Origin of the sequence: Sphingobium lactosutens DS20 (genome assembly GCF_000445105.1) — a bacterium.
Taxonomy (GTDB): Bacteria; Pseudomonadota; Alphaproteobacteria; order Sphingomonadales; family Sphingomonadaceae; genus Sphingobium; species Sphingobium lactosutens.
In genome coordinates this window covers 16,957-40,231 of record NZ_ATDP01000107.1, presented here as the reverse complement: position 1 = coordinate 40,231, position 23,275 = coordinate 16,957, and the positions used below count along the sequence as shown (strand labels likewise).

Here is a 23,275-nt window from a genome sequence, read left to right as displayed (position 1 = left end):
CAGTTTCGCTGATATTTATGCGGGCGGTCGCAGAGACTTATTCCTTCGGAATGTCATCCTTGATAGCGCGCTGACGCTCTAGCCAAGCCTCGAAACCATTGTGATACATGAAGTCTAGCTGCTCTTCGGTAGTGCCGTAGGCAGCTTTGCGCTGGTCGATGTAGCCCTTCCTAATATCAATTCTCATAAAACCTCCGGTCCTGTTGGAACTGCGACATACTGCGCGATGAAACATGGGTGATCGAAATGTAGCCAGACCGCATCAATAACATTGGCATCGAACTCGATTTCGCCATCTTCGACATGATACAACTCGCCATCATGAGCGACGTTGGTTCCAGCCGGGATATTGCTCACGCGGTTGTATCCGACATTCAGCGCGAACGGCACTCGTTCCCTGATTGTGCGCGTCTCAAGGTCAAGGAATATAGCGTTGGCCCTCACATCGTCTGGAACTTCTACCGCGATGATAGTCGGATCGGGAAATTCCTGTTGCTGTGAGGCGAGGGTTAGCAACTTGCCGCCCTGTGTGAAGTATGCGTATTTCATTATCGCTTCATCCCGATTAGTTCCATGCTGATGTCTCGAATGTATTGCGAACGAGCAACTGAGCGTGGTGTGAATGTGCCGGAGATAACACGACACAGGACGCGCACTTGAGAGCCTGTTACAATTGCACTAATGTCGCCACCTGTTCGGCTGTAGGTATCTCCGTTGTCAGTGGTGATTCCGAAGGTCTTTTCCTTCGCCATCACAAAGCCAGAACCGTAGTCCAGCCAAAGCTGGATTTTACAGCTTGCGTCATATGCTGATGTTGCATCGATGGTGAAATCAACGTCCACGCGGCCTGAACCCCAGACAGCATCACCGATGGTCATAAAGCCCGTTGTTAGGAAGTCGGCGGAGCCGTTCGCGGCGACGAACGTGTCAACGCCATCAGCCCCCTGATTGGCGGAGATTGCGCCACCGGCCACCTTGAGGGTGTTGATCGACGCATCGTTAATCTGAGCGCCGTTAATCACCGCATTGCCCATAATTGCATTGTTCACGCGCAGGGCATTGCCGTCCAATGTCAGCAACGGCAACTTTCCACCCGGCGTCCAGACGCTCAAGGCATCGGTCACGAAGGCGGTATCGACATAGCCATTCTGATTGATGATCCCCAAGCCGCCGACCACCTTCACGCCATTCACTTCGGTCTGGACCTTGAACGTCACTTGGCTGCTCATCAGGCCGTTGATGTCGCTGATAAGCTGGACGTTCTGTTCGTAGCTCGCGCCGTTCAGCGGGTTCAGCTTCGTATTAATGGCGTTGATTTGCTCTGCCCTCGCGCCGTTATCATCGACCTGCGTTTTCGCATTGGCCTTGATGATCGACATGACGCTGTTGCCGGTCGCCTCATCAAAGATGCTGGCGCTCAACGTTTCGACGCTTTCAGCGACAACCTCGTCAGCGTCGATATATGCGCGCTCGATAGACTGGATTGCAGCTTCGCGGGCCTCTGTCTCGTCCTCGATTTTGACGCCCAATTCCTCGATGCGCTCGGCCAACGCGGTGTCGCCACCCTCATCAATGACGATGCGTTCCAGTTCGCTGATCTTACCTTCCGCATCTTCTACGCGGGCTTCAAATTCCTCTAGGCTCTCGCTGATCGCGGTATCGGCATCGACCCACAGTTTGCGTTCTGCGGTGAAAGCCGCACTGACTTCCTCGCCATAGTTGGCAATCGCAAGGGTAATGTCCTCCACGGCGGCGAAGTCCAATCCCGCGATGGTGCGATCCACCTCAAGGAACCCGGCTTCGATAACCCCGTCCTGACCGTCAATGCGGCTGGTAAGCTGGGTAATGCTCTCCGCGACCAGATTGCCGTTCTCGTCAATGCGGGTGCCGATTGCCTGAATGGCGACATGGTTGTCCTTGTGAAGCGCGGCAGACGCTTTCAACTGCGCTGCGCCGTAGTCCAGATGAAGCGCGGATAGGTCTTCCAGTTCGGATCGGACAGCGCCGATAACGAGACTGCGGAAATCCTTGCGGATGCCGTTTAGATCGTCCTGAACATCATCGACCTTCTCACCCACGCCAACGACAGCTTCCTCAAGGGCGTCCTTCAATGCGGAGGAAATCTCATCATCGCTATGGACTGAGAAGCAGCGGCGGCCACCAACGCGGACCTTATGAACGCGGGTCGATGTGGCAGGCATGGAAATGCTGGTGACAATCGGCCAGGTCGTCCCATGCTGTTGCAGCATGATAGGTGCCTTGGTCGGAACGTTGCGTCCTAAATGCCAGATGCCGAACTCATCGGCATATACATAGGCAAGCAGATGGGACGCGGCTTCGCGCAGGAAATCGCCTACGCTCTGCGCGGGATCGCTGCCATCTTCGGGCTTGTCCCTGCTGTCGAGATAATTGCCCCATGTGTGTGGAAAATCGCGGTCGAGGTCGTCGGCGCTGTCCACGTCGATCATAGCAAGCGGAACGCCTGCCACCTTGTTGAGCAGGTAAACGGCAATCGCGCCGAAGCTGGTCAGCGAGCGCAGGCCGTCCATCGCGCCGATCACGTCAGCGGTCATTTTCCCGATAGGTTCACCACCAAGGCGATACATGCCAACGATAGGAGCCTTCGCCCATGTGCCGGGTGGTAGCTGCTCGGCGGTGAGGCCGATCAACTGTTCGTAGCTGGTGACAGTGTATTTGGCCGCTCCAAGCGTCAGGGCATTCTCATAGACCGCTTCAACATCTTCGGTCGGCCCATAGCCGTGATACTGATAGACCATATAAACGGGGTCGATCAGCGGCGGTTCGATGTTCTCGACGGAGCCGATGGTGAAGGGCTTTAGCTGGCCCTTGTATTCCTCCTGTCCCTCTGCTGCGCCTGTGCCAGCATAGGAGAGGGTCATGATTTCCTTCTTCAACTCAGCATCAGGGCCGAGCAGTGGAAGGAGGGCTACATTCGTGCCGTCGCTGGACAGTGAGCCGGTGCGACCGGCCGGGATTTGCTCGTAAGTGGATAGGGGGGCGCCATACTCGCCGCGCAACAGCTTGCAGGCATAGCCGTCGAAATCGTAGCCGCGCCATTCCGCATTGCGGTGGTCTGCGCTGATCGCAATGGCGAGGTTTCCATAGGATCGCTGCAATTCACCGGGGATACCATCTTCATTGAATGATGCGCTTTGCTGGGGGCCAGCGACGATGCAGGGAATGTATTCGTGGTCGTTGTCGAACACGACCGGGCCTTGCCCACGCGAACACATATACAGAGTTGTAAGACGGTTCTCGCGTGGGTCAAAAGCTGCTACTTCTGCGACATATACTCTGCGCACTTCATCACCCCATATCCTGTCGGATATTTAGTGAGAAGGAGCAGCTGAATTTGTTGCGGAGTTCACCTCTTGGCTGCGCGAACGAGCCTGTAGCGCCGAATTCGTTCGCGCCGATGAAATGCTAGGACATATTTCGAGAGAGTAAAAATGTAACTGAATCCGCGCAGGAGTATGAGATGACCGGCGGTAATGAACAAAGCAGCCTGCCACTTCTCAGGCTGCTGCCCAAATAGCGAGGGGGAAATCAGACTACTGAGAGCCTGAGCATACATCAGAATTGATGCTCCAGTTGTGAATATGGCCATTCGCAAAATCGCCGCGATCATCACGCTAGGGTGGTGATACGATATCAGGGCGACAGTCATTGTGGTGAACGTCAGACGGCGTTGAGCAGCCTTCAAATTCTGCGTTGACCACAGCCAAACGAACCGACAGCCTATCCATCCCCATTTCATCACAACCCAAATCACGGTGATGACCGCCGCTACGTTAGCAATGGCGACAAGGTAAGGATTGCTCGATGCAAAAGTCACGAGTGATTGGAACGACATGAATGACATAAATGCCATTCACCTTCGCGCCGCAAGACTTTTTCAGAATTGCCACTTCGTGTTACGAGCGCAGGCCGTGAACCTCGACTTCAACGTCCCACCAGTTATGATAGGGGTTCGGGAACTTCCACGATTTCATGCGCCCATAAACGGTCCAGTGCTGCGCGGTATCTAGGTTGTCGGGTTCGGGCGCATATAGGACAGGCTTTGCCGATCCCGCCTGCATGAGCAGAGCGTCCAGCCGATTGAATGTAGCTTCGTCCATGCCGCCGAGCGTGGACTTTACACCGGGACGGCTGGGATATTCGTCCACGTCCTCATAGTTCGGGCCGGTGGTGATGGCGCTGTCATTGAGGACCAGCTTTTCCCAGCCGTAGTTAATGCCGGTAGGGATTTCAAAACGCTGGCCCATCACAATGCGCGCAGCTTTCACCTGACCGTCAGGATGGCCGGGAGAGTCAAAATCGAAACGCCAGTAGAGCGATTGCACCGGCTGGCCGAGGTCCAAGATGCTCTTCGTCGTATAGGGTTCCAGCTTCAATCCCTCATAGGCCGGGACCAGCCCGCTATCATAGACAGGGTTGGTGAGTAGCGCCGCAACAGTGGCAGCAGCACGAACGCGATAGGTATCTGTGGCGCGCTGGTTACTATGGAGGATGGCAATCGTATCGACGGGAGCGGCGCAACGCATCACGACATACACATCAGCCAGCCCGACCGAACGCCATTCCATATCCATGTTGTCGTTTGTCAGGTTGGTTGGCGGTGTCGCAGCAATCTGGAAGTTGGTAGTCTCGAAAGCGACCGGGGCGCTCATCAGCAAAAATGGGTTCTCGATCACTTCATTGGCCCCTTTATCGTTATCATTGTGATGTTGCGGTCATGGTCTTCCGCGTAGCCAATCAGGATCAGCTTATCGGTCTGCTTCACTGGCCAGTCAGGGAAGTTGCATGAGAATGTCGGCGGCGAACCGATGAAATCCGAACCCTTGATAATGCCCACGCCCTGCAATGTGATGCTGTACGCCTGCCCGACATGCTTGAGGTCAGATAGCAATTCGACAGCGATTACACTCGCGGCGGCAAGGTTCAGATTGGTTTCTAGCTTGATCGTTCGGGCATTGGGCTGGATCGCCAAGACTTCTGCGTCCTGCTCTTCCTCCCAACGATATTCCTCTTTTACGAACGCACCGCGATTTGCATCAATGGCCATAGAAGTCCTCCCCGCTATTTACACGGTTCCGGCTTGCTTGCCGTTGACTGCTGCACCGCCATTCCAGACGGTCGCAATGTCCTGACTGTTGCGGATCAACTCGATAAGCTGCTCCGTCAGAGCATTGCCCTTTGCCTGCTGCTTGACCTGTTCAGCAATCATCTGCGTCTGAGTATCGACGGCCTCCACAACGTTGGTGGAGTTCTGCGCATAGACACCTTCCACATACTTGCTCGCGGCATCGGTCGCATCAAGCAGGCGGTTCCTGATGTTCTGCGACTGCGCGGTAGCGGTGCCGTAAATGTCCTTCGACATATCCCAGATGGTTTTGCCAAGGTCTGTCATTGCAGCTGTATCGACGGACTTGCCCGATGCCAGTGCCTCTTCATACTTCTGGAATTCGGCCAGCTTGCTATCGAGACGGCTCTTTGTGGTCAGGCCGCTGCCTTCGCCCATGAGAGTGTCGCGGAAGCTCTTGAGGTCGGATAGCTGATCCTTGAGCATGTTTTCGCGCTGGACCATGTAATAGCGATCAACGTTCGCCAGTTCGGCGGCGGTCGCCTTATTGGCCACCATTTCGTCGCGCAGCTTCTGGAATTCCGCGTTCAGTTCCTTGAGGGGCGCCCCGATAGGATCATCAATGCGAGCCAGTTCCTTGACGATGTTCTCATATTTCGTCGCAAGTGTGACAGCGCGGTCTAGGTCTTCCGCGGCGCTCAGGACGCGCTTGGAGAACTCGGACACGCCCGTAAGGACGCCCTGCTTCAAGGCCGTCTGGATGGCGTAGGAAATAGCTTCCTCTTCACCGTCCTTGCCGAAGTCCTTAATGTCGGTGCGACCGCTGCCGCCCTTCAGCTTGCCGGTTCGGCCAATGTCGCTGACGCGCCATTTGCCCTTATACTGGCCGATGGAGATATTCGGATTGCCCGACAGCGAGCCGCCAAGTTGTTCGGCAATGCTGTTCAGGCCGCTGATGACATTGCCAGCCGCGCCGGATGCCGCTGCCTTATAGGCCGACTTATTGCCGGTCGTGTCGCTGGTCAGGTATCCGTCATCGCCAAGGGTGATGTTGGAAGTGCCATAACGCTTCTTCTTGAACAGGCCGCCCATCAGACCGCCACCGATGGAGCCGATGATCGAGCCGATAGGACCGCCGACGACGGAGCCGAGTGCGCCGCCGATGGATGCACCAGTCTTACTGCTGCCGATGCCGAGCGCCTTCATCACGCCGTCGGCCATCTGCCCCATTTGCATACCGGACGCAGCCGCGCCCAGCGTATTGCCGATTGCGCCGGCGACACTGCCCGGACCCTTGCCGGTGAATATCTTCTTCATGTCGCCCTTGAAGCCGTCGAAGCCGGTGCTGAGGCTTTGCAGCGGGTTGAGCAGGGCGGACTTCTGACCGTTGCGGCCGAGAATGCTGTCTAGGGTGTTTTGCGATGCCTTCGCGGCGGCCTGGCCAATGCCGGTCAGGGTGCCGTCGCTGTTCTTGCCCAGCATGTCGATGATGCTGCCGATAGGACCAAGGCCCGCGAAATTGCCACGCGCAGCATCGGCCAGACCGGAAAGAAGTTGCCCGAATTTGGAAATAGCTTTCCCGAATGTGCCGGTAAGCTGCGACCCCAAAGTGTCGATGGACTGGCCCAGCTCGTATTCAAAGCGGGTGGCAACCTCTGCTGTCGCACGGTTCAGGCCGTCTAGCGAACGACGATACTGCTCTTCGGAAATGCCGCCGTCCGCGATGGACTTGGAGCGGAGAAGATCAAGCTGCTTCCGGTCGGCGGCAATCTGCTCCAGTTCCAAATCACGGGCATTGGCAGGGCTGTAATCGCGCAGCAGGGCTTCGCGGCTCTTGATGAGCCTGTTCTGCTTTTCGATTTCAAACGTTTCACCAGCGCGGGCTTTCACCAGCTTTAGCTGGGTCTGGTATTCATCGCCGGTCAGATCGACCTTTTCCTCAAGTGCGCGGCGTTCCCATTCCCACGCAGCTTCGGCAATGGATGCCTCCTTGTCCGTCATGGACAAGCGGCGCTTCTGGTAGTCGAGTTCGGCCTTGCTGTTGTCGTTGGCCGCCTTCATGTCGGTGAGCAGGCGAGCAGCGCGGGTCTGTTCTGTCAGGCTCTTGATGCGGTCGCGATCACCGTCGCTGATCTTTTTGCCGAGAATTTCCTGTAGTTCATATTCCTTCGACAAGGCTTCTGCCTCGATTGGCATGGCCTTCGCGATGGTTAGGTTTTGCTCCATCGTGAGGAACAGCTTGTCGTAGGCTTCCTTCTGGCGCTCAGCTTCCTTTGCTGCGCGCTCTGCCTCTCGTTCGGCTTCCGACTTACCACCGCGACCCTTCTTCTTGCCGCCGCTACCTTCGCCAAGTTCAAGGGTGCCGCCACCGATACCAGCTTGGGCGCGAAGGCGCTGATCCTGCGCGACCTTTTCAAGCGGCGTTTCGGCAATGCGCTTCAAGCTGCTGTCGATGTTGCCCATCGACGTTTTCAGGTCTTTCATGCGGGCGTCGATTTCAGCATCAGGAGTGCCGACGCCGACCAGTTCGCCGAGTTCGCCGCCGATGGTCTTACCGGCCTGCTTGAGATTGCCCCAAATGCTGCCCTGCGGTTTGAAGAATTCCTTGCGGCGGCCCTCGCGGCTGGATGCGTAGAGGTCGCTCCATTGCGTGGACAGTTCTACGCGCTTGGATTCGAGCGCAGCGATGTTGGCCGTGCGCTGGGCAGCGGCAAGCTCATATAGCTTCTGGGCGGCGTTCCCCACAGCGCCAGCGAAGTTGTCGATTTTCGGGGTCGCACTGTCGGCTTGCGTTCCGACGCCCTTCACGGTGCCAGAAGCATCGTCCGCTGTGAAACTCATGTCCTTAATCAGCTTGTCGGTATCGGCTACGACGCTGTTCGTGTTCGACAGGATCGTGGCCGTGTTCGCGGCATTGGAAGCAAAGAAACCGAACGCGACGGTCAGGGCGGTAATGGCCGCACCGATCGGGCCGCCGAAGATCGCCAGCAGGCCAGCACCAGCAGCGCGAAGGCCGGTCAGCGCAATTGTGGCAGTCCCAGCAATCGGCGCAATGCGCGCCAGCGCCATCGCACCAGCAATCGCACCCAGATTGGCATTACGGAATGCGACCAGCGCGCCAACTGCCTGAACAGCGAGGGTCTGCGCGAACAGGCCGATCTTAGCCGCAACGACACCACCAAGGATCAGACCCAGCGTGGACGCATTATCGGATGCGAAGCGCAGGGCAGAGGCGAGGGCGGTGCCAGCCGTCTGCATCGCAGAAGTGATGCGCGACATATTGCCGGTGGCATCGGTTGCGAAATTATAGAGGGATTGGCTGAACTGTCCCCCCTTATCGAACGCACCGAAGGCATCAATGGCCGCGTTTTTCACGGCGGTCATCGCATCACTAAACGTTGGCGGGATGCGTTTGAATTCCTCGTCCAGCTTCGCGGTGTAAGCGGGATCGGACAAAGCCTTGAACAGCAGTTCACTGGTCAGCTTGCCTTCGCTTGCCAGCTTTTTCAGTTCGCCGCGTGGCTTGCCCACCGCATCAGCAATAAGCTGCATGAGGCGCGGAGCATTTTCCGACAGAGAGCGGAATTCGTCACCATTGAGCCTGCCGGATGCGAGAGCCTGACCAAGCTGTAGAACGGTGGATGATGTTTCGCCGGTTGTAGCACCGCTGATCTTGAGGGACTTTGATCTGCCCCCCGCTGAGTGGCCCAGAGACTATGATAGTCTGGACCGCGAAAGGGACATTGAATGCCGAGCAAGAAGCACAAGCCGGAAGAGATCATCGGCAAGCTGCGTGAAATTGAGATCGTGCTGGCGCAGGGGGCTTCGACCGCCGAAGCCTGCCGTCGGATCGGGGTCAGTGAGCAGACCTATTATCGCTGGCGCAAGGAATATGGCGGGCTGAAGACCGACCAGGCACGGCGGATGAAGGATCTGGAGAAGGAAAACCAACGGCTGCGCCGGGCGATCTCGGACCTGACGCTGGACAAGCTGATATTGCAGGAAGCTGCACGGGGAAACTTCTGAGCCCCGCGCGGCGACGGCGCTGCATCGATCATATACGACGGGATCTGCCAGTCCGGCTATCCGAGCGACGGATATGCCGGGTTCTAGGGCAGCATCGATCGACACAGCGTAAAGTGCCGCGTGGGGCGGATGACGAACAGGCGCTGACGGAGGACATCATCGCCTTGGCAAAGCAATATGGTCGTTACGGCTACCGCCGGGTCACGGCGTTGCTGTGCCATGCGGGGTGGACGGTGAACCATAAACGGGTCGAGCGGATATGGCGGCGCGAAGGGCTCAAGGTGCCGCAGCGCCAGCCCAAACGCGGGCGTCTATGGCTCAACGACGGATCATGCATCCGCCTGCGGCCTGAGTATCCTGGGCATGTGTGGGCCTATGACTTCGTCGAGGGGCGCACGCATGACGGCCGCAAGTTCCGCATCCTGACGATCATCGACGAGGCCAGCAGGGAATGTCTGGCGCTTATCGTTGCGCGACAGCTCAAACATGAGGATGTGCTGGCGGCCTTGGCGGACCTGTTCATCTCGCGCGGCCCGCCTGCACATATACGGTCAGATAATGGCGCCGAATTTATCGCCAATGCCGTCCAGCAATGGCTGCGGCAGATCGGCGTGAAGACGCTCTACATCGCGCCGGGATCGCCATGGGAGAATGGCTATAATGAAAGCTTCAATGGGTCGCTGCGCGACGAACTGCTCAATGGTGAAATCTTCTACAGCCTCGCCGAGGCCAGGGTGCTGATCGAAGCCTGGCGGCGGCATTACAACACCGTCCGCCCGCACAGCAGTCTTGGCTATCGGCCACCGGCACCAGAAACGGCGACACCGCCATATCGGCCTCCGGTTCCGCTTCGCTCCACCTCCGTCCGGATATGGCGGCGATGAGCTTAATGCACTAACAAACCAATCGGTCCACTCGGTGGGGGCAGATCAGGGGGCGGTATTCAGGGATGCAGTCGGCGGGCGCGGTGGCAATTAGGCCGCTTTTTCCCTCGATCATCGTTTCACGAACATGCTGCACGGTAGGGCCGACAAGGATGCCGTAGCCGCCCGGATAGAGGTATTTGGCCAGTAGGTTCGTATTGGCGGCGGCAGCATGGGTTTTGCCCGCGCCGCGTCCCATTCGGAAAAACAGGATACGCCAGCGATCCATGGGCATCGTTTGATGCTCTTCCAGCGTGAACGCCGGATCCTGCATCACCGATATGATTGCCTCGCGGAAATCATCATCAATGGTGGCCATCCACTCCCAGAAGCCATCGTATCCGAGGTGAAGGGTCTGCTCGCGCACAAAGGTGATAAGGTTTAGGTAGTCGTGCAGCTCATTCGCCATCGGACACCTTGCGCTTGGCTTCGGCGGCCAAAATGTCCTGCTGCATCTTGCGGGCGCTCATTAGCGCCGTCGTCATCTTGCGGTCGCGCTCATGACGGCGATGGGCTTCCGCTAATGCGGCCTGCTGCTCGTCAAACGCCTGTTTGTGGATGCGCTGCCAAATCTGGGCGCGCTGGTAATCCGACATATGCCCGTAGAGGGCCAGGTAACATTGCTGATCGAGGGTAGAGCCGACGAGGCCGGCGAAATCCTCACGCGACATTCCGCCGTGCGCCTTTTTCAGCAGCGTGGCCGTCCTCGCGATGGGATCGGCTACAATCGCATCCGCATTGCGTAGTCGGAACGCGGGGACAGTCTCACCTTCGCGGGCAGCGTCAATGATGCGTGATGCTTCGTCTTGTGTGCCAACTATGCTGACGCCGGGATCGCGCGTGTACGGGGGCAGGGAGACGCTTCGTTCCTGCTGACCCCAATGCTTATCAACCTGCTTCTGAGTTGGCGGTGGCGGTGTTTTGTTCTGTGCCATCCGCTATTTACTTTAGCGGCTAAAAAACTGCGTCGTTGGACTGGCGTAACGAACGCGGCATCCCATATTCCGAAAACAACAGAGGGAGTTGCTGCATGAACCCGTTCAAGGATTTCCCGCATTCTGATTTTGAAGTTGTGACGCCGGAAGGGGAGGTCCGCGAATCTGGCAGCGGCATTTTCACTGGCGACACCGTTGTGGTGTTCAACGAGAAGCTACAGGTCTTCGCAAACGACGAAATTCGCCGTCGCCTTCCCAACGGTAGTGACGAGGCTTTCACCGTTGTAGACCCAGTTTTCTATCAGAAGATGATGGGTCTGGAAGCGCACTTCCAGATCAAAGTCCGCCGCAAAGGCACGTTCCCGCATCATACGGGTGGCCACTTCAATATCACCGTTAGCGGCGAGAATGCCCGCGTGAACATCGGCTCCACCGATAATTCCACCAACGTTGTGAACAACTCTGGCGTGTTCGCTGACCTCATCAATGCGATTGAGGGTGGGGTGGAGAATGTCGAGCAGAAGGCCGTGCTGGTTGAAGCCGTCAAGGACATGGAGAAGGCAAAGGGAACTGGCGGCTTTGCTGCATCCTATGCGAAGTTCATGGGACTGGCAGCGGACCACATTGGCGTCGTAACGCCTTTCCTTGCACCTCTCGCGAGCATGATCGGCGGCTAACGCAGTTTTAGCGATAGCTTAATGTAGGATAGGTATCTGAGTGGCATGAAAGATCGAATTCAGCCAGTCGTCTCCCGCCTCGTGGACCTGTCCTACAATCCATTCGTGCGCCGTTGGGCGTTGCGGATCGGTGGAACGCTTGCAGGATTGTGGCTGCTGGTCACGGTGCTGGGATTAGAATTTCTGACCAGCACGACATTCTACCCAGAAACCGAAGGCGTAATGCTGCTTTCATACTACTCTCCCGGCACACCGGCGAGGCAAGTATGTCGATACTGGTCAGGGACAGGTTATCGCGACGTTGAATTCACCGTGCTATTTGATCCGTGTCCGGTTTATCGCTGGAAGCGGCAGTTTGCGGATTAAAGGATAAAGCCTTGAAACTCAGCTTCGTCATGGCTTGCATTTCCGTGCTTTCTGCATCGTCGGGCGCAGCCCAAGCAGAAACTCTGTATCTGGACTGTCAGCAGATTTCCAAGCCAAAGCATGGTCCAGTTGACCTGTATGCCAAACCTCCTGCTACTCAGGATCAGGTGATTAGAGACATATGGGAAGCAGGGTTTTCAGGGTTCGTGGTCGATCCACCAACGACATGGGTGGTCGATTTAGAGGCTAACACCATCACGTCGCCCGACAATTCTCCGACTTACAAAATCACAGGCAAGGCGGCAGCAGAAATTACCGGATCGTTTGTCAGCGAAAGCCGCAATGTCTCGTTGTGGGGGCTTAATCGGATCAGCGGCACGGTGGTTGTGACGCACACTTTGCAAGCCGCGCAGCAGAAGGAATGGCAGGCGAAGCACGGTAAGCCATTTCCGATTATGTGGATGTGGAGCCAAAAGTGCAAAGCATCCGATAGACCCGCAATGTAAGGTCTGGACTCGTTTTTGACGGTCGTGTGTTGAGTGGGCTTACCCCTGCGAACTACTCTCATCTGCTACCGTCTGTAAGCTACTCCCTCAGGGTGTCGCATCACGATCCTGTCAACCTACCTTTGCTCTTGACTGCATCTTTTCATGTTCAGTGGGCTGTATCATGTGACTGATACCTCCACTATCGCACGGTAGCACCACAACACCAAAGGGCAACACCTGAACAGGACTGGTATGGTTTTGGTGTATTATCCATACCTCATGGAAGATACCTGAAAATATATTTCCACAAGTGTGAAGATATTTCTTTGTATCTAGACAGGGTGGACATACAAACAAATAGTCGGAGTGCGGATGGGTGGACGATGCCCAAGGATGGACCCGACAGCACGATGCACCGCAATCCAGAGTTCGCATCCTCGATAGGCATGGTGCGGACACGGTGCCATCCAGAGTGTGGATAGGGTAGATCACCAGAGTAGCAGCAGATTTTCTGGTAGATTTCTGGATTAAGGTGTGGCCCCAATCTAATCCCACGGCTTGCTCATACTGTCAGCCATAAACGGCTTTCACACTTGTGATAGCGGCTTTCGCTTTGTCTTTCTTTGCTCGCTCTATGCGGCTCTGCATTTCCAATTGCGTCCGATAATCCGGTGGCTTACGCCTTCCGAATAGGGGGAATGGTATGTCCGTTAAGTGGTATCGTCGCAAGTGGGCCTGGGGTGTTGCTGCTCTGGCTGGTGTGTTCGCTGTAACGGAAGCTGGCTTAGTCCTATCGGGTGAGCGGGTGCTGATCGGCTCGACTATTGTGCATCCACGGCAGACCCTTGTTCTCCCCGGCTATGGCAATGTTGGCAGTAAGGCTCAGTCCTCGCTTGTGTGCCGCTACTTCACTGGCAGAGGGATCGCTACGGACGTTATCCGATATTCCGCTACTAACAGGGCGGGTCGTGATGAATGTCCGTTCTATGCCGTGCGCCGTAATGGGGAAGCGGGTGGTTCTGCTGCCGATTGGGTGTCTGGTATCGGCTCTCTGCTGGCGGTCATTGCTGCTTTGTTCGGCTACTTCCTTGTTGAGAAAAAGCACCGCAAGGATGATCGCGAGAAGCTACAGGGGCAGATATATCAGATAGGGTTCAAACTATCGACTATGGCCAGTGAAGTCCGCACGACTTTGCGCGACTTAAACCAGAAGAGCTTGCCGATTGATGAGTTGCTTGCGGAAGATGATCCGTTCGTGATTTGTGGCACTCAGGCGGGGGTGATTGGTTATGATAGGACCATGGTTCGCGAGTTATCCGACGCGGAACAGAACTTGCTGATGCTGCTTAGGGAAGAGGATTTTCTGATGAATTTCGGGGAATGTGTTGCCCGAAATGAGTCCGTTAGAAGTTCGTTCGTGGAATATGGCAGACGGCGTGACGATGTTCTTGCACGGCTACCTTCGCCGGATCAGGCAAGCGGGCAGGTAGGTTCCATTGGACTGACGGAAGCGCAACGACTGGCGATATTCCCGTATGTGGTTCCCACGGCTATGGCGATGCGTCAGGCTCGCTATCTGGCGAAACTAAACGTCGATATGGTTGTGCAGCTTTGCGAGGATTTTATGCCCATGATGAAGCGGCATTATCCTAAGATGCACGTCCATAAGATCGAGTTGCTGGAATTGCCGCCCGGTAGTCCTGCTGGGCTTTAATAGCCCCTGACATTCCATAGTTCGCGACGGAGTTCCCTCACTTTTGCGCGGGCATCTTTTCGGGTGGCGCGTAGGTCTTTGTTCTCGACCTGGAGGCGCTTCATGGCCTTGGTCAGCTTCTTGTTCGTCGTGTGGACGTCGGCAATGTCGTTGCGGAGTGCAGCCACTGCATCGCCCAATATGACCATGCCGTTCGCTAGGGCGGTTAGCTGCTGCGGGATTGTCTCTGTCAGCCTCACGCGGTCGATCGCTACATTGGTGTCATGATCGGCGCGGTATTTCCTCACGACATGCAGGGAAATGCCCATCGCTGCGCTGATCTTGCTGTTGCTCGAGCCTTGTGCAGCTAGTTCAGCAAACGTTGCACGGCTTTCATCTGTGATTACGGTTTTGCGGGCCATAAGTATCCTCAGGTTTTCTGCTACTTATGTGAACTCTTAGGCTGCCCTTTGCACTCGATGGCTGCATATCCTGATGGAAGGAGATGCAGGTATGTTTGAGAACTTCCGTCCGTGGTCATTTGCAGAAGTTGCAGTTATATTCTCGTTTGCGGTGGCGTGTTGTATCGCGTCCGGTGGTGTCTAACTGCACTCCTCGCGGCAGCTAATGGAAAAGCCCCGGAAGCAATTCCGGGGCTTTTTCCGTCTGGGTTCAGTCGGGGAAGCCACGACTAGCGGAAGGGGCGTCTGGCTATCACAGTGAGCGTGTATGGCGCTCATTGAAGCAATCGTAACGCAGCTTGTCATGACTGTTCGCTGGTCAATGCGGGTTAGCCTACCTATCTTAGCGGTGGACGCCGAAGAGGGGGTTGGAATGTCGTTGGCCGATGATTTGTTTGAGGTAATTGCCGAATTCGAGAAAATCGCTTCTTATGGTGAGAGCGACGAATACAAGAAGCCAGTCAAGCAACGCATTTCGGTCCTTGAGGACGTTGGCAAAGCGCATTCCGGTTCGTGGCTTGGTTATCATGCCCGTGTCTATCAGAAGGATTTCAAGCCGGTGCTTGGAGCCAGTTTCGACAGAACTTGGGGCTTCGGTGATCGAATGCTTGGCGAGACACGCGGCGAATGGTTGGAATACGACCCGGACGGATTGAAGCGGCATATATTGCAGGCATCAAACGATGCTGCGTTTGTGTCGATTAAGGCGAAAGCAAAAGAATATAAGGTCAAATATGAGGAGAGCAAAGCTGCCGCGCTTTCAATCATGGCCACTTACCTATCGTCGCATGACGACGAATATCTGAAAAAGATCTCTGAAACTGTCGAAAATCTGGGTTATGTGAGTGCTGCTGAATTTGTGCAGTATTACGCGCCGAAGCAGGTTCAATCGGCTGATCGCGTAGCTCTTAACGAGGGTGTCACAACGCCCATCCATGTCACGATAGCTTGCGAATTAAGCGCGCTATCTTCGATCTTCAACGCAACACCGAAGATGATCCAACAGCTAAAGCAGGCAGCTTCCCACATGGAACGAAAGCTGAAATCGGCGAAGAAGCAAGAGCGGGTCGGAACCAACGTGTTTATCGGACACGGTCGTTCCTTGCTGTGGCGCGAGTTGAAGGATTTCGTGAAGGATAGGCTCGGCCTGCCCTTTGACGAGTTCAACCGTGTCCCGGTAGCTGGTGTCACGAATACCGCGCGACTGATCGAAATGCTGGACGCTGCCGCAATCGCATTCCTTGTGATGACCGCCGAAGATGAGACAAACGAAGGCAAGATGCAGGCGCGTATGAACGTCATCCATGAGGTCGGACTGTTTCAGGGGCGCCTAGGTTTCACGAAAGCCATCATCATGCTTGAGGATGGGTGCGAAGAGTTCAGCAACGTCCAAGGGCTGGGCCAAATCCGTTTTCCGAAAGGCAACATCAAAGCGGCGTTTGAAGAAGTCCGCGAGGTACTGGAGCGTGAAGGGCTGGTTGAACAGGGGTGACGGTCATGCTTCACCTCCGAAGGTCAGCTTAAACAGCGTTGCGATCCTTGGCTGGTCCGTGATGAGCGTCACTGCGCGACCGTCGAGGACAACCGCCATGCCGTGGAAATCGGCAAACTCGATAATGGCTTCCTGATCTTCTTCCGGTGGGCGGCCCTTGAACACGAACAATGTTGTGTCGTGCATCAGGCGTTCTTCAAGCGTGAAGGATTGGCAATTCATAACCTCGTCATAGATCGAGGCGGGGACCCGCATTGACCGTGAAAATGGACGGAGAGTTGGTGTTGCTCATGCTGCACCTCCTAGCTTCCATTCTAGGAAGTCCACGACCATCTGCGCCGTTTCCTCAAGGGAGTGGCCTGTCTGGATCAGGTGGAGCGCATTGTCGGCCCCCTCTTCCACGGCGAGCCAGTAGGCGACTTTCTCAGCTTTATATTCTGGCGGTAGCAGAGGATTGGCCGCGTAGTGCTGCCAGCGGATCGCAGCCGCGCTCTTCACGGTGTGCCAGTCTTTGTTCGTATAGCTATTCATTGCTCATCCCCTCCTGATGAATGCGAGGGGAGTGCCGACGATGCACAGGATCATCAGCAGCGTCTTGTTCATCGAGAAGCCCCAGAATGCGAGGGCCATGCTTACCAGCGCGTAGTTGAACAGCACGAAGCCCGCAAAGATGGCGAGAAGTAGAAGGGCCATGAGAATGATGGCGGCGATACCAGCGATATAGTTCATTGCTTCACCTGCAATTGTTGTTTTTCGTCGCAGGTATTTACCGCCCACAGGTCGTCGCGTTCTGGTCGGGGAGGTCCGGTTTAGGTTGCCCTGCATTCACTCTGGAAACAGGAAAGTGAGGCAACAACGGAGATCGGAAATGCGCGCTACTATCCTCAACGATAAGCAGTTTGATAAGCTGTTCGACTTTGCAGCACAGATGAACCGTCCCGCAATGTATCGGCTGATGTTGCTGCTGACGAAGAAGTTGGGCTTGCGACCGATGGAACTTGCGGGTCTGGAAACCAACTGGTTCATCAACGATGAACTTCGCATTCCGCTAGGTCACTCCAAGCGCAAACAGGGTCGTTCAATTCCCGTCGATGCTGAAATCCTCACTGCTCTGCACGACCACATGCAGGGAGAGCGGGGCAGGGTGTTCCGCAACGGTGCTGGTGACGTGTTTACCGCAAACGGTATTTCCGAAGCTATGCGCCGCATTTATCGGATGGCTGGTGTGCAAGGTAGCTGCTATAGCGGTCGCCGATCGATGGCTACCAGAATGGTCGATAACAATGTCAACATTGTAGTTGTTAGCAAGGTGCTTGGGCATAGCAGTATTGCGACCACACAACACTATGTCGGCGTCACCGATGCGATGATGCGCAAAGCGTTGTTCGCTTAACTTCAAATTAGCAGTTGCCCTGTTTGGTAACTGGCTATTGATAGGAAAACAGCAGCACAGGGCTGCAAAGCAGGAGTATGTAGAATGTCGTTCGATTGGAAAAAGGCAGTCAAGTCGGTCAACGAGTATGCGGACTTCGCTAAGGGCGGTGGCCCGCGTGTCCCCAAGTCGGCATCGGAAGTCGTTGCAGCGGCAATCGACAAGCAGATCGAATTGTTCAAGGCTCCCCGTTCGGAAGGCCGTCGCTGGTTCGAGGTGAAGGGCGATAACGTTGCTTTCACGATCCGCTACGCCAACAGCCCGCTCAAGCTGGTGGGTGAGGAAACGAAGGTCGTCGTTCCGAAGGGCCAGTTCGTTGAGGTGCTGACCGCGATCAAGGCGGACGTGGAGAAGGGCAGCTTCAAGTCGCAGCTGGACGAGAAGGAAGCGCAGGTGCGCCAGCGTTCGGCCTCGATGGCAAAGACCAAAGCTGCCGGAAAGTAAACAGCACTACCCAGCAAAAGCCCCGGTCTGTATGGCCGGGGTTTCTTTTTGAGTGAGCGACGCGATTGGCCAGTTCCGAAGCACTTGAGGCGCTTTTCGTAGGCAATCCCGATTTCGAGGAAATCGAGAAATCGTTGGACGTGTTCTGCCCGTTTGAGGCCATCGGCATGGTGCGGCAGGAGATACGACACGCTCACTTCCTCGCGCATTGTCTTGACCCCCAGCGGCCACATGGCTTCGGGTCGGAGTGTCTACGTGCGCTTATGCGCTCCGCTGCCGTTGCATACCGCCGCGTCGATGAGGGAGTAGAGGGGCAGATTACGCCGCTCGATGTTCATGTGATGGACCTTGAGCAATCACAGGTGCGTCGGGAGTGGCGCAGCATTGACCTGCTCGTCGTGGTCAAAGAGGAAAAGCTGGTCGTCGCGATTGAGCTCAAAATCGACGCATCAGAGCATAGTGGCCAGTTGAAGCGGTATCGGGAGACTGTCTCTCAGGAATGGCCTGTCGCGGATGGCTGGCGCCACCTGTTCCTGTTTCTGACCAAGGCTGGTGATGAAGCAAGTGAGGAAGCTGGGCAGGACTGGCTTGCGCTCGACTTAGAGGCGGTCGCTGCCGAACTGGACGGCGTAGTGGAAAAGCAGACAGGCTCAGCGGAAGCGCGGGCGCTGCTGGCATCATATCTGGCGATGCTTCGGAGGCACCATTTGACGAACGAACGTTTGAAGGAAGTGGCTGAAAAGCTGTGGAGCCAGCACCGTGAGGCGCTGGAATTCCTTATGGAGCATAAGCCGGATCAGAACGATGGTGTTTTTGGATCGCTGCATAGCCAGCGGCAGGAACTGGCCGAAATGATGTCTGAGGCTTCCGGCCTACGCATTGTTCTCGATGACTGCTCGCCAAGCATCATTCGGTTTGCCGTCACCGATTGGGACCGGATGATGAATTTCAGGACCGCAGTGAAATGGACCACCAGCAATCGGGCCATGCTGGTCGAGGTTCAGCCCAGCAACGACAAAAAGACCATTCGCATCCGTGTGGTGCTTGGTCCTGCTGACCACAGCCTGCGCCAGACATTTTACGAGGAATTGGCCTCGAAGGGCGTTCGTCTCTCCAACCGCAGGGCTATCACGCAGAATTACACGCGCCTTGCTACCGAGACAGTCGCTCAGGGATTGGACGACGATAACAAGGATGTGGAAGCAACAGTGGCGCAGGCCATCGAAGCCATCAAGCGGTATGCGGCCGACACGCTGACCGCCTACGACAAGGCTTTGGTGTCGTTGAAGGAAATGGACATTTTCGGGGACTTCGACCGCGACCAGAAATGAAGAAGCCGGATAGCATGGCTCTACCCGGCTTCCCCTAGCAATCAGCTACGCGACGAAAAACAGATTGCTCCGTATTTACGCCGTGATGCGTCCTGCGCTGCGCGCTTTGGCAGCATATTCGGACAGCGTATGCTTGGCCGTCCAGTGCAAGTCCTGCTCGACGCGCAAGCCGCCCGGTCCCTGAACGCTATAGACTTCATCCATGCTGATGTAGCCGAGTTCCGGGGTTCCGAACCCTAGATCGGACAGGCCGAAAGCAAGGCCGTCATCGTCAAGTTCGGTCAATAGCCAGGTCGCTGCTGCCCACGGCAGGAACAGCTTACAGACCGGCTCAAAATCCCTCTCGCGGGTGGTGCCTTTGAGGGGCGCTTGCTCCTTGTGATTTTCGGCAAGGCGTTGGGCCGCATCCGGCGTAAAAACTGCCAACCATTCCATTGTGCCAATCTCCTATGATGTTTCGGCACAAGGCTACCGAACACCATAGGCAAATCAGGGCAAGGCTAGACCGCGCTGGGCTGGCCGAACTGCTTGAGGCTGAACAGGTGCAGTTCGATTTCTGCTTCATCCCAGCTTGCAATGTTTTCCTTCTCGCCCGCCGTCTCACTGAACGGGAGCCGGAATGTCCGATCGGTGCGCGGGTTGTAGGCCCAAAGCAGGCCGTAATGCGCAGGGCCGTTTGGCGGCCATTTGTAAAATGCAAAGCTGATGTATTCCTGCCCGACTGCGCGCTCCCTGAGCCACACAAGCGCAGCCTCGCTAACCCGGTTCTCTAGCGCCTTCGCTGGTCGGACAGTCCTCAGGGTGCTGCTGGTCAGGATCGTCTCTTGTAGATGCTCCGGCAACCCGTCCAGCAAGCGTATCTCTATGCGTCTGCCCATATGTCCTCCGGTCGTTCCGACCTACTCGTTTAGCCGTTGCCGTGGAAAGTCAAGAAGTGGCTGAAAAGCCCCGGCAATTGCTCGCCGGGGCCGTATTTTAACGTTTCTTTAAGTTAGTTGTCGGGCAGCGCCTTCTTCCACCACGTCCCGTTAAACTCGAAAGCGTCGGGGTCTTCTTCGTTGCTTTCGATCAGCAGCCAAACGCTGGTGTCGCCTGCAAACACGGCAGTTTTCTTTCCCCCGATGGTGTGTTCGTTTTCAAATTCGGGGTGCTTCTTGATGTTCATTTGTTGGCCACTCCTTGTTTGTTGCCAACACTCTATCAATAGCCGCATGAAACTCTGGGCAACCGGAGATTTCTCAATCGACACGTTTTCTGGAGTTGTGCCGAGTGGTTCGATCACACTTGTGAAAAGATATGATTTTGAGAGCAGTCTTTGCTCGCCCTTCGCTCGGACTGGAAACAGGACAATGGGGAAGGAGAAACGTTATGCAGATCGACCTAAACGCCCTTGCTAACTTCGTAGATACGCTGGACTGCAATCCCGATTATGAAGACGATCAGTTCGCTTTCAGCTTTGATGATGCGCGTGTCTATTGTGAGCGTCACAAGTCGCATTTCCGGCTCGAAATCGGTTCGGCCATTTTTGAACTGCCGCGCTGCTAATGCGCCACGCTCATCCCGGCTCCATGCAAAAGCGCAAGGGCAGGATACCAGCAAAGCGCATTGCGTTCGGCCATAACCCGCTTGCGCTTCAACTCCGTCTGCTCAGGCAAGCAGCCAAACAACAGTCATAGGGCGCGTAGGAAGCCCATCCTGATACGACGAAGCCCCTAGCTATACGCTGGGGGCTTTTTCGTTGTGGCGCTCTCAGAGACGCTTACAGGTGCTTATTCAGCAGCCTCCTGATCCGGGTGCCATTCGCGCTCGCCGTCTGGGCCTTCATGAACCACAACAGTTGTGCGGCCCTCGTAGTCGATGTGGATCATCACATCGCTGTTTTTGAGGGTTACGTCGGTCCCTGCGCTGGAGTTGCAATACATCTGGTCGATCAGGCGGGTGAGGCTCTGATGCGTCTGGACGCGGGCTAGGTAGCGTTCGTCCTTGTCCTCGCTTTGCAGCGCGGTTCGGGCCGCTAGGAGAAGGTCAGTATCTTCCTCAGGACGGAGCGCGCCACGCGCAAGGTCTAGCTGCCTGTCCAGCGCCTCAAGCTGCAATGTGTCGGCCTCAACCTCTTCCTCAAGCTGGGCAACGCGCTGGGCGAGGGACTTGCTGAACACCTCAAGCAGATTGTCGGAGCCGCGCTGCACCTGTTCCCGCTTGGTGTCGATGGACCGGGACAGTTCAGCAATTGCGACGGTCAGCTTGGCCTCTTCATCGCTTGGCTTGAATGTGGTGTCCTTCATCGCAAGATCGAACAAGCAATCGAGGATGGACTTCTCAAGCGTCTCGTAGCGGATGCGGGTTTTGTTGGTGCATGTGTGGCCGCGACGTGCGCTGTTGCAGCGGTAATAGCTGCGGTCGGTCTTTGCGACATATTCGAGTGCGCGACCATCAAGCCTGCTTTTGTGGCCAGTGCGGCGGCCTGCCTTCTGCTGGCTTTCAAAATACATTGCACCCCCGCACGTGGCGCACTTTGCGATGCCCGACAGCAGGTTGTTCATGGTCTTGGTTGCTTGGCCGCCCCACTTCACACGCTGGGCGCGGATTTGTTGAACGCGGTGGAATTTGTCGGCTGTGACGATCTGCGGATAGAAGTTCTGCACGACGATGCCCTTGGTCATTTCGTGCAGTGCTGAGCGTGGACGGCTCATCGGTTCAAATTCGCCGATGACGCTCCGATTGGTCAGGATTTTGTGCAAGTAGGCAGTGTTCCAGCCTGCACCGCGATCCTTCACACCGTAGGCCCAAGACTGCTCCCTTCGCTCGTTCAAACGTTGGACGATCCAAGGCAGGCCTCGACCGCTGATATACCAATCATAAATCTCATTCACGACACCGGCGCGGTATTCGATAACCTCCATCTGCATGGTGTCATCGTTGCGTTGCAGCCAAGCGGGGAGGATTTTGGTCATTGCACGGCGGTCGCCGTTGATTGCAGCCTCGATCTTGTTGGACCAACTGGCGCGGGTACGGATGCTTTTCTTCTCGCTTTCCTCGCGGGCAAGTTCGGCTTTGAGGATCACCGACATGACTTTCATCATGTCGATTCGCTTGCCAGCTTCGTAAATCTGATTGTCGTGCCATGTGGCCACCGTGACGCCGTTGGTCGTCAGCAAGCGCAGCAGATCAATCGCTTCTTCGTAGCCCTGCCGGGTTAGCCGGTCGAGGTTCTCGACAGCAAGGACGGCACCATTGTCGAAGTGGCCGTTTCGGGCTTTCTGCTCGAATTCATATAGCAGCGAGCCTTCGGAGCGGTTAGCACCGTGGAATGCAGATTTGCCTTCATCGACAATCTCACGATGCTCGGCGTGTTCCCAGCCCATGCGCTCGATGAACGCTCGGCCCTCATTGATCTGGCGCTTGAGTGAGTGGCCCTTGCTTTGTTCCATCGTGGAAAAGCGGGCGTAAATCCATGCAGGCTGCGTCATATTTCCTCCGTAACGACGATCCGTTAACGGGTTGTGCAACTGTTTATAGAGTTATCCGCGATGGTGCGACGCTGATCCAGAATGGCGCGGACGTGATGGAGGCGATTGGCGGTTTCGATCCGCGCATGGTGCGGCAGGAGAGTTTCGACTTCGTCGGCGAACCGGTGTCGAGCGATGTGGCGGAGCAGGAACGCGCGGTGGTTATCGGTTTGCTGGGCCCGTCTGCGGTGCCGGTGGACGAGCTGATCCGTCTCTCGGGCCTGTCGCCCGCCGTGGTGCAGACGGTGCTGCTGGAACTGGAGCTTGCCGGTTCTCTGGAGCGCCATGCGGGCGGCCGGGTGAGCCTGCGCTGAAAGAGGCTGGCCTTGTGTCGCGCCCGTGCCTACATCAGCGGCGCTTGACGGGGGGCGTCATCCCTTTCCACACTCGCGCG

Annotated in this window: 26 protein-coding genes and 2 pseudogenes; 11 read left to right on the top strand and 17 right to left on the bottom strand. The window is 56.1% G+C overall.

From position 1 onward, the window contains the following. Positions 1 to 37: 37 nt before the first annotated feature. The 7 genes from RLDS_RS56395 to RLDS_RS50355 all read right to left on the bottom strand — a co-directional run bounded on the left by RLDS_RS56395 (position 38) and on the right by RLDS_RS50355 (position 8,815). Positions 38 to 187, bottom strand: coding sequence for a hypothetical protein (locus RLDS_RS56395; RefSeq protein WP_021228049.1), 150 nt, complete (start codon positions 185 to 187; stop codon positions 38 to 40). Further along, a complete protein-coding gene (locus tag RLDS_RS50380) occupies positions 184 to 549 on the bottom strand; it encodes a hypothetical protein (protein ID WP_021228048.1) in 366 nt (121 codons plus the stop codon). Before RLDS_RS50380 ends, RLDS_RS56395 begins: the two co-directional genes overlap by 4 nt. After that, entirely contained in the window at positions 549 to 3,227 is a 2,679-nt protein-coding gene (locus RLDS_RS50375) for a hypothetical protein (protein WP_021228047.1), read from the bottom strand. The genes RLDS_RS50380 and RLDS_RS50375 overlap by 1 nt, the downstream gene beginning before the upstream one ends. A 158-nt stretch (positions 3,228 to 3,385) precedes the next feature. Continuing rightward, positions 3,386 to 3,892: a hypothetical protein gene (locus RLDS_RS50370; RefSeq protein WP_031298940.1), complete on the bottom strand. Its 507-nt coding sequence runs from the start codon at positions 3,890 to 3,892 to the stop codon at positions 3,386 to 3,388. A 43-nt stretch (positions 3,893 to 3,935) separates the two neighbouring features. Continuing rightward, entirely contained in the window at positions 3,936 to 4,715 is a 780-nt protein-coding gene (locus RLDS_RS50365; RefSeq protein WP_021228045.1) for a hypothetical protein, read from the bottom strand. Then, positions 4,712 to 5,086 carry a hypothetical protein gene (locus RLDS_RS50360; protein ID WP_021228044.1) on the bottom strand — a complete coding sequence of 125 codons (375 nt, stop codon included), beginning with the start codon at positions 5,084 to 5,086 and terminating at the stop codon, positions 4,712 to 4,714. The genes RLDS_RS50365 and RLDS_RS50360 overlap by 4 nt, the downstream gene beginning before the upstream one ends. 18 nt (positions 5,087 to 5,104) lie before the next feature. Beyond that, positions 5,105 to 8,815, bottom strand: coding sequence for a tape measure protein (locus RLDS_RS50355; RefSeq protein ID WP_084514966.1), 3,711 nt, complete (start codon positions 8,813 to 8,815; stop codon positions 5,105 to 5,107). Between the two features lie 36 nt (positions 8,816 to 8,851). Between RLDS_RS50355 and RLDS_RS50345 the strand changes: the two are divergent. After that, a pseudogene (locus RLDS_RS50345) lies at positions 8,852 to 10,028 on the top strand (IS3 family transposase). Here the strand turns inward: RLDS_RS50345 and RLDS_RS50340 are convergent. Beyond that, a complete protein-coding gene (locus RLDS_RS50340) occupies positions 10,025 to 10,462 on the bottom strand; it encodes a hypothetical protein (protein WP_021228042.1) in 438 nt (145 codons plus the stop codon). The pseudogene RLDS_RS50345 and the gene RLDS_RS50340 sit on opposite strands and share 4 nt — an antisense overlap. Then, positions 10,452 to 10,988: a hypothetical protein gene (locus RLDS_RS0128895; RefSeq protein ID WP_031298939.1), complete on the bottom strand. Its 537-nt coding sequence runs from the start codon at positions 10,986 to 10,988 to the stop codon at positions 10,452 to 10,454. Before RLDS_RS0128895 ends, RLDS_RS50340 begins: the two co-directional genes overlap by 11 nt. 95 nt (positions 10,989 to 11,083) lie before the next feature. On the opposite strand from RLDS_RS0128895, the gene RLDS_RS50335 reads away from it, so the two are divergent. From RLDS_RS50335 to RLDS_RS0128885, 4 genes are all read left to right on the top strand, one after another. Next, positions 11,084 to 11,665: a hypothetical protein gene (locus tag RLDS_RS50335; protein ID WP_021228040.1), complete on the top strand. Its 582-nt coding sequence runs from the start codon at positions 11,084 to 11,086 to the stop codon at positions 11,663 to 11,665. A gap of 45 nt (positions 11,666 to 11,710) precedes the next feature. Beyond that, positions 11,711 to 12,031, top strand: coding sequence for a hypothetical protein (locus RLDS_RS56125; RefSeq protein ID WP_152528128.1), 321 nt, complete (start codon positions 11,711 to 11,713; stop codon positions 12,029 to 12,031). A gap of 11 nt (positions 12,032 to 12,042) precedes the next feature. After that, on the top strand, positions 12,043 to 12,537 hold the full coding sequence (locus tag RLDS_RS56120; RefSeq protein ID WP_021228039.1) for a hypothetical protein: 495 nt from the start codon (positions 12,043 to 12,045) through the stop codon (positions 12,535 to 12,537). 685 nt (positions 12,538 to 13,222) lie between these two features. Further along, entirely contained in the window at positions 13,223 to 14,233 is a 1,011-nt protein-coding gene (locus RLDS_RS0128885) for a hypothetical protein (protein WP_021228038.1), read from the top strand. Here the strand turns inward: RLDS_RS0128885 and RLDS_RS50330 are convergent. After that, positions 14,230 to 14,634, bottom strand: a complete 405-nt coding sequence (locus RLDS_RS50330) for a GAS domain-containing protein (RefSeq protein WP_021228037.1) — start codon at positions 14,632 to 14,634, stop codon at positions 14,230 to 14,232. The genes RLDS_RS0128885 and RLDS_RS50330 overlap by 4 nt on opposite strands. A 307-nt stretch (positions 14,635 to 14,941) precedes the next feature. Between RLDS_RS50330 and RLDS_RS50325 the strand changes: the two genes are divergently transcribed. Continuing rightward, positions 14,942 to 16,165 carry a TIR domain-containing protein gene (locus RLDS_RS50325; RefSeq protein ID WP_201767509.1) on the top strand — a complete coding sequence of 408 codons (1,224 nt, stop codon included), beginning with the start codon at positions 14,942 to 14,944 and terminating at the stop codon, positions 16,163 to 16,165. 3 nt (positions 16,166 to 16,168) lie between these two features. On the opposite strand, the gene RLDS_RS50320 is transcribed toward RLDS_RS50325, so the two are convergent. The 3 genes from RLDS_RS50320 to RLDS_RS50310 form a co-directional block, all read right to left on the bottom strand. Beyond that, positions 16,169 to 16,387: a hypothetical protein gene (locus RLDS_RS50320; RefSeq protein WP_161626756.1), complete on the bottom strand. Its 219-nt coding sequence runs from the start codon at positions 16,385 to 16,387 to the stop codon at positions 16,169 to 16,171. A 66-nt stretch (positions 16,388 to 16,453) separates the two neighbouring features. Beyond that, positions 16,454 to 16,696 carry a hypothetical protein gene (locus RLDS_RS50315; RefSeq protein WP_021228034.1) on the bottom strand — a complete coding sequence of 81 codons (243 nt, stop codon included), beginning with the start codon at positions 16,694 to 16,696 and terminating at the stop codon, positions 16,454 to 16,456. Positions 16,697 to 16,699: 3 nt separating this feature from the next. Further along, positions 16,700 to 16,894 carry a hypothetical protein gene (locus tag RLDS_RS50310; protein ID WP_021228033.1) on the bottom strand — a complete coding sequence of 65 codons (195 nt, stop codon included), beginning with the start codon at positions 16,892 to 16,894 and terminating at the stop codon, positions 16,700 to 16,702. A gap of 139 nt (positions 16,895 to 17,033) precedes the next feature. Here RLDS_RS50310 and RLDS_RS54770 point away from each other — a divergent pair, with 139 nt between their 5' ends. The 3 genes from RLDS_RS54770 (at position 17,034) to RLDS_RS50300 (ending at position 19,372) form a co-directional block, all read left to right on the top strand. Next, positions 17,034 to 17,558: a tyrosine-type recombinase/integrase gene (locus tag RLDS_RS54770; RefSeq protein WP_021228032.1), complete on the top strand. Its 525-nt coding sequence runs from the start codon at positions 17,034 to 17,036 to the stop codon at positions 17,556 to 17,558. Positions 17,559 to 17,642: 84 nt separating this feature from the next. After that, complete coding sequence (locus tag RLDS_RS0128880; RefSeq protein WP_021228031.1) at positions 17,643 to 18,041, top strand: hypothetical protein; 399 nt, start codon at positions 17,643 to 17,645, stop codon at positions 18,039 to 18,041. 65 nt (positions 18,042 to 18,106) lie between these two features. Then, positions 18,107 to 19,372, top strand: a complete 1,266-nt coding sequence (locus RLDS_RS50300; RefSeq protein ID WP_021228030.1) for a PD-(D/E)XK nuclease family protein — start codon at positions 18,107 to 18,109, stop codon at positions 19,370 to 19,372. 75 nt (positions 19,373 to 19,447) lie between these two features. On the opposite strand, the gene RLDS_RS50295 is transcribed toward RLDS_RS50300, so the two are convergent. From RLDS_RS50295 to RLDS_RS56390, 3 genes are all read right to left on the bottom strand, one after another. Next, positions 19,448 to 19,807: a DUF2958 domain-containing protein gene (locus RLDS_RS50295; protein WP_021228029.1), complete on the bottom strand. Its 360-nt coding sequence runs from the start codon at positions 19,805 to 19,807 to the stop codon at positions 19,448 to 19,450. A 65-nt stretch (positions 19,808 to 19,872) separates the two neighbouring features. Next, positions 19,873 to 20,226 carry a hypothetical protein gene (locus tag RLDS_RS50290; RefSeq protein ID WP_031298932.1) on the bottom strand — a complete coding sequence of 118 codons (354 nt, stop codon included), beginning with the start codon at positions 20,224 to 20,226 and terminating at the stop codon, positions 19,873 to 19,875. A 137-nt stretch (positions 20,227 to 20,363) separates the two neighbouring features. Then, positions 20,364 to 20,537 carry a hypothetical protein gene (locus tag RLDS_RS56390; protein WP_021228027.1) on the bottom strand — a complete coding sequence of 58 codons (174 nt, stop codon included), beginning with the start codon at positions 20,535 to 20,537 and terminating at the stop codon, positions 20,364 to 20,366. 203 nt (positions 20,538 to 20,740) lie between these two features. Here RLDS_RS56390 and RLDS_RS56385 point away from each other — a divergent pair, with 203 nt between their 5' ends. Continuing rightward, complete coding sequence (locus tag RLDS_RS56385) at positions 20,741 to 20,917, top strand: hypothetical protein (RefSeq protein WP_021228026.1); 177 nt, start codon at positions 20,741 to 20,743, stop codon at positions 20,915 to 20,917. 224 nt (positions 20,918 to 21,141) lie between these two features. Here the strand turns inward: RLDS_RS56385 and RLDS_RS50285 are convergent, their stop codons facing one another. Next, positions 21,142 to 22,842 (bottom strand): recombinase family protein, encoded by a 1,701-nt coding sequence (locus RLDS_RS50285; protein WP_021228025.1) that lies wholly within the window; start codon positions 22,840 to 22,842, stop codon positions 21,142 to 21,144. A 47-nt stretch (positions 22,843 to 22,889) separates the two neighbouring features. Between RLDS_RS50285 and RLDS_RS50280 the strand changes: the two are divergent. Further along, a pseudogene (locus tag RLDS_RS50280) lies at positions 22,890 to 23,195 on the top strand (DprA-like winged helix domain-containing protein); the annotation flags it as partial. Positions 23,196 to 23,275: the final 80 nt, after the last annotated feature.

Excerpts from the sequence above, each read along its gene's own strand:
- RLDS_RS0128880 (WP_021228031.1), top strand. The coding sequence starts at position 17,643 with ATGTCGTTCGATTGGAAAAAGGCAGTCAAGTCGGTCAACGAGTATGCG.
- RLDS_RS50380 (WP_021228048.1), bottom strand. The coding sequence starts at position 549 with ATGAAATACGCATACTTCACACAGGGCGGCAAGTTGCTAACCCTCGCC.
- RLDS_RS50325 (WP_201767509.1), top strand. The coding sequence starts at position 14,942 with ATGGCGCTCATTGAAGCAATCGTAACGCAGCTTGTCATGACTGTTCGC.
- RLDS_RS50315 (WP_021228034.1), bottom strand. The coding sequence starts at position 16,696 with ATGAATAGCTATACGAACAAAGACTGGCACACCGTGAAGAGCGCGGCT.
- RLDS_RS50340 (WP_021228042.1), bottom strand. The coding sequence starts at position 10,462 with ATGGCGAATGAGCTGCACGACTACCTAAACCTTATCACCTTTGTGCGC.
- RLDS_RS50310 (WP_021228033.1), bottom strand. The coding sequence starts at position 16,894 with ATGAACTATATCGCTGGTATCGCCGCCATCATTCTCATGGCCCTTCTA.
- RLDS_RS56395 (WP_021228049.1), bottom strand. The coding sequence starts at position 187 with ATGAGAATTGATATTAGGAAGGGCTACATCGACCAGCGCAAAGCTGCC.
- RLDS_RS50360 (WP_021228044.1), bottom strand. The coding sequence starts at position 5,086 with ATGGCCATTGATGCAAATCGCGGTGCGTTCGTAAAAGAGGAATATCGT.
- RLDS_RS50285 (WP_021228025.1), bottom strand. The coding sequence starts at position 22,842 with ATGACGCAGCCTGCATGGATTTACGCCCGCTTTTCCACGATGGAACAA.
- RLDS_RS56125 (WP_152528128.1), top strand. The coding sequence starts at position 11,711 with ATGAAAGATCGAATTCAGCCAGTCGTCTCCCGCCTCGTGGACCTGTCC.
- RLDS_RS50370 (WP_031298940.1), bottom strand. The coding sequence starts at position 3,892 with ATGGCATTTATGTCATTCATGTCGTTCCAATCACTCGTGACTTTTGCA.
- RLDS_RS50330 (WP_021228037.1), bottom strand. The coding sequence starts at position 14,634 with ATGGCCCGCAAAACCGTAATCACAGATGAAAGCCGTGCAACGTTTGCT.
- RLDS_RS56385 (WP_021228026.1), top strand. The coding sequence starts at position 20,741 with ATGCAGATCGACCTAAACGCCCTTGCTAACTTCGTAGATACGCTGGAC.
- RLDS_RS54770 (WP_021228032.1), top strand. The coding sequence starts at position 17,034 with ATGCGCGCTACTATCCTCAACGATAAGCAGTTTGATAAGCTGTTCGAC.
- RLDS_RS50320 (WP_161626756.1), bottom strand. The coding sequence starts at position 16,387 with ATGAATTGCCAATCCTTCACGCTTGAAGAACGCCTGATGCACGACACA.
- RLDS_RS50295 (WP_021228029.1), bottom strand. The coding sequence starts at position 19,807 with ATGGAATGGTTGGCAGTTTTTACGCCGGATGCGGCCCAACGCCTTGCC.
- RLDS_RS0128895 (WP_031298939.1), bottom strand. The coding sequence starts at position 10,988 with ATGGCACAGAACAAAACACCGCCACCGCCAACTCAGAAGCAGGTTGAT.
- RLDS_RS50335 (WP_021228040.1), top strand. The coding sequence starts at position 11,084 with ATGAACCCGTTCAAGGATTTCCCGCATTCTGATTTTGAAGTTGTGACG.
- RLDS_RS56390 (WP_021228027.1), bottom strand. The coding sequence starts at position 20,537 with ATGAACATCAAGAAGCACCCCGAATTTGAAAACGAACACACCATCGGG.
- RLDS_RS0128885 (WP_021228038.1), top strand. The coding sequence starts at position 13,223 with ATGTCCGTTAAGTGGTATCGTCGCAAGTGGGCCTGGGGTGTTGCTGCT.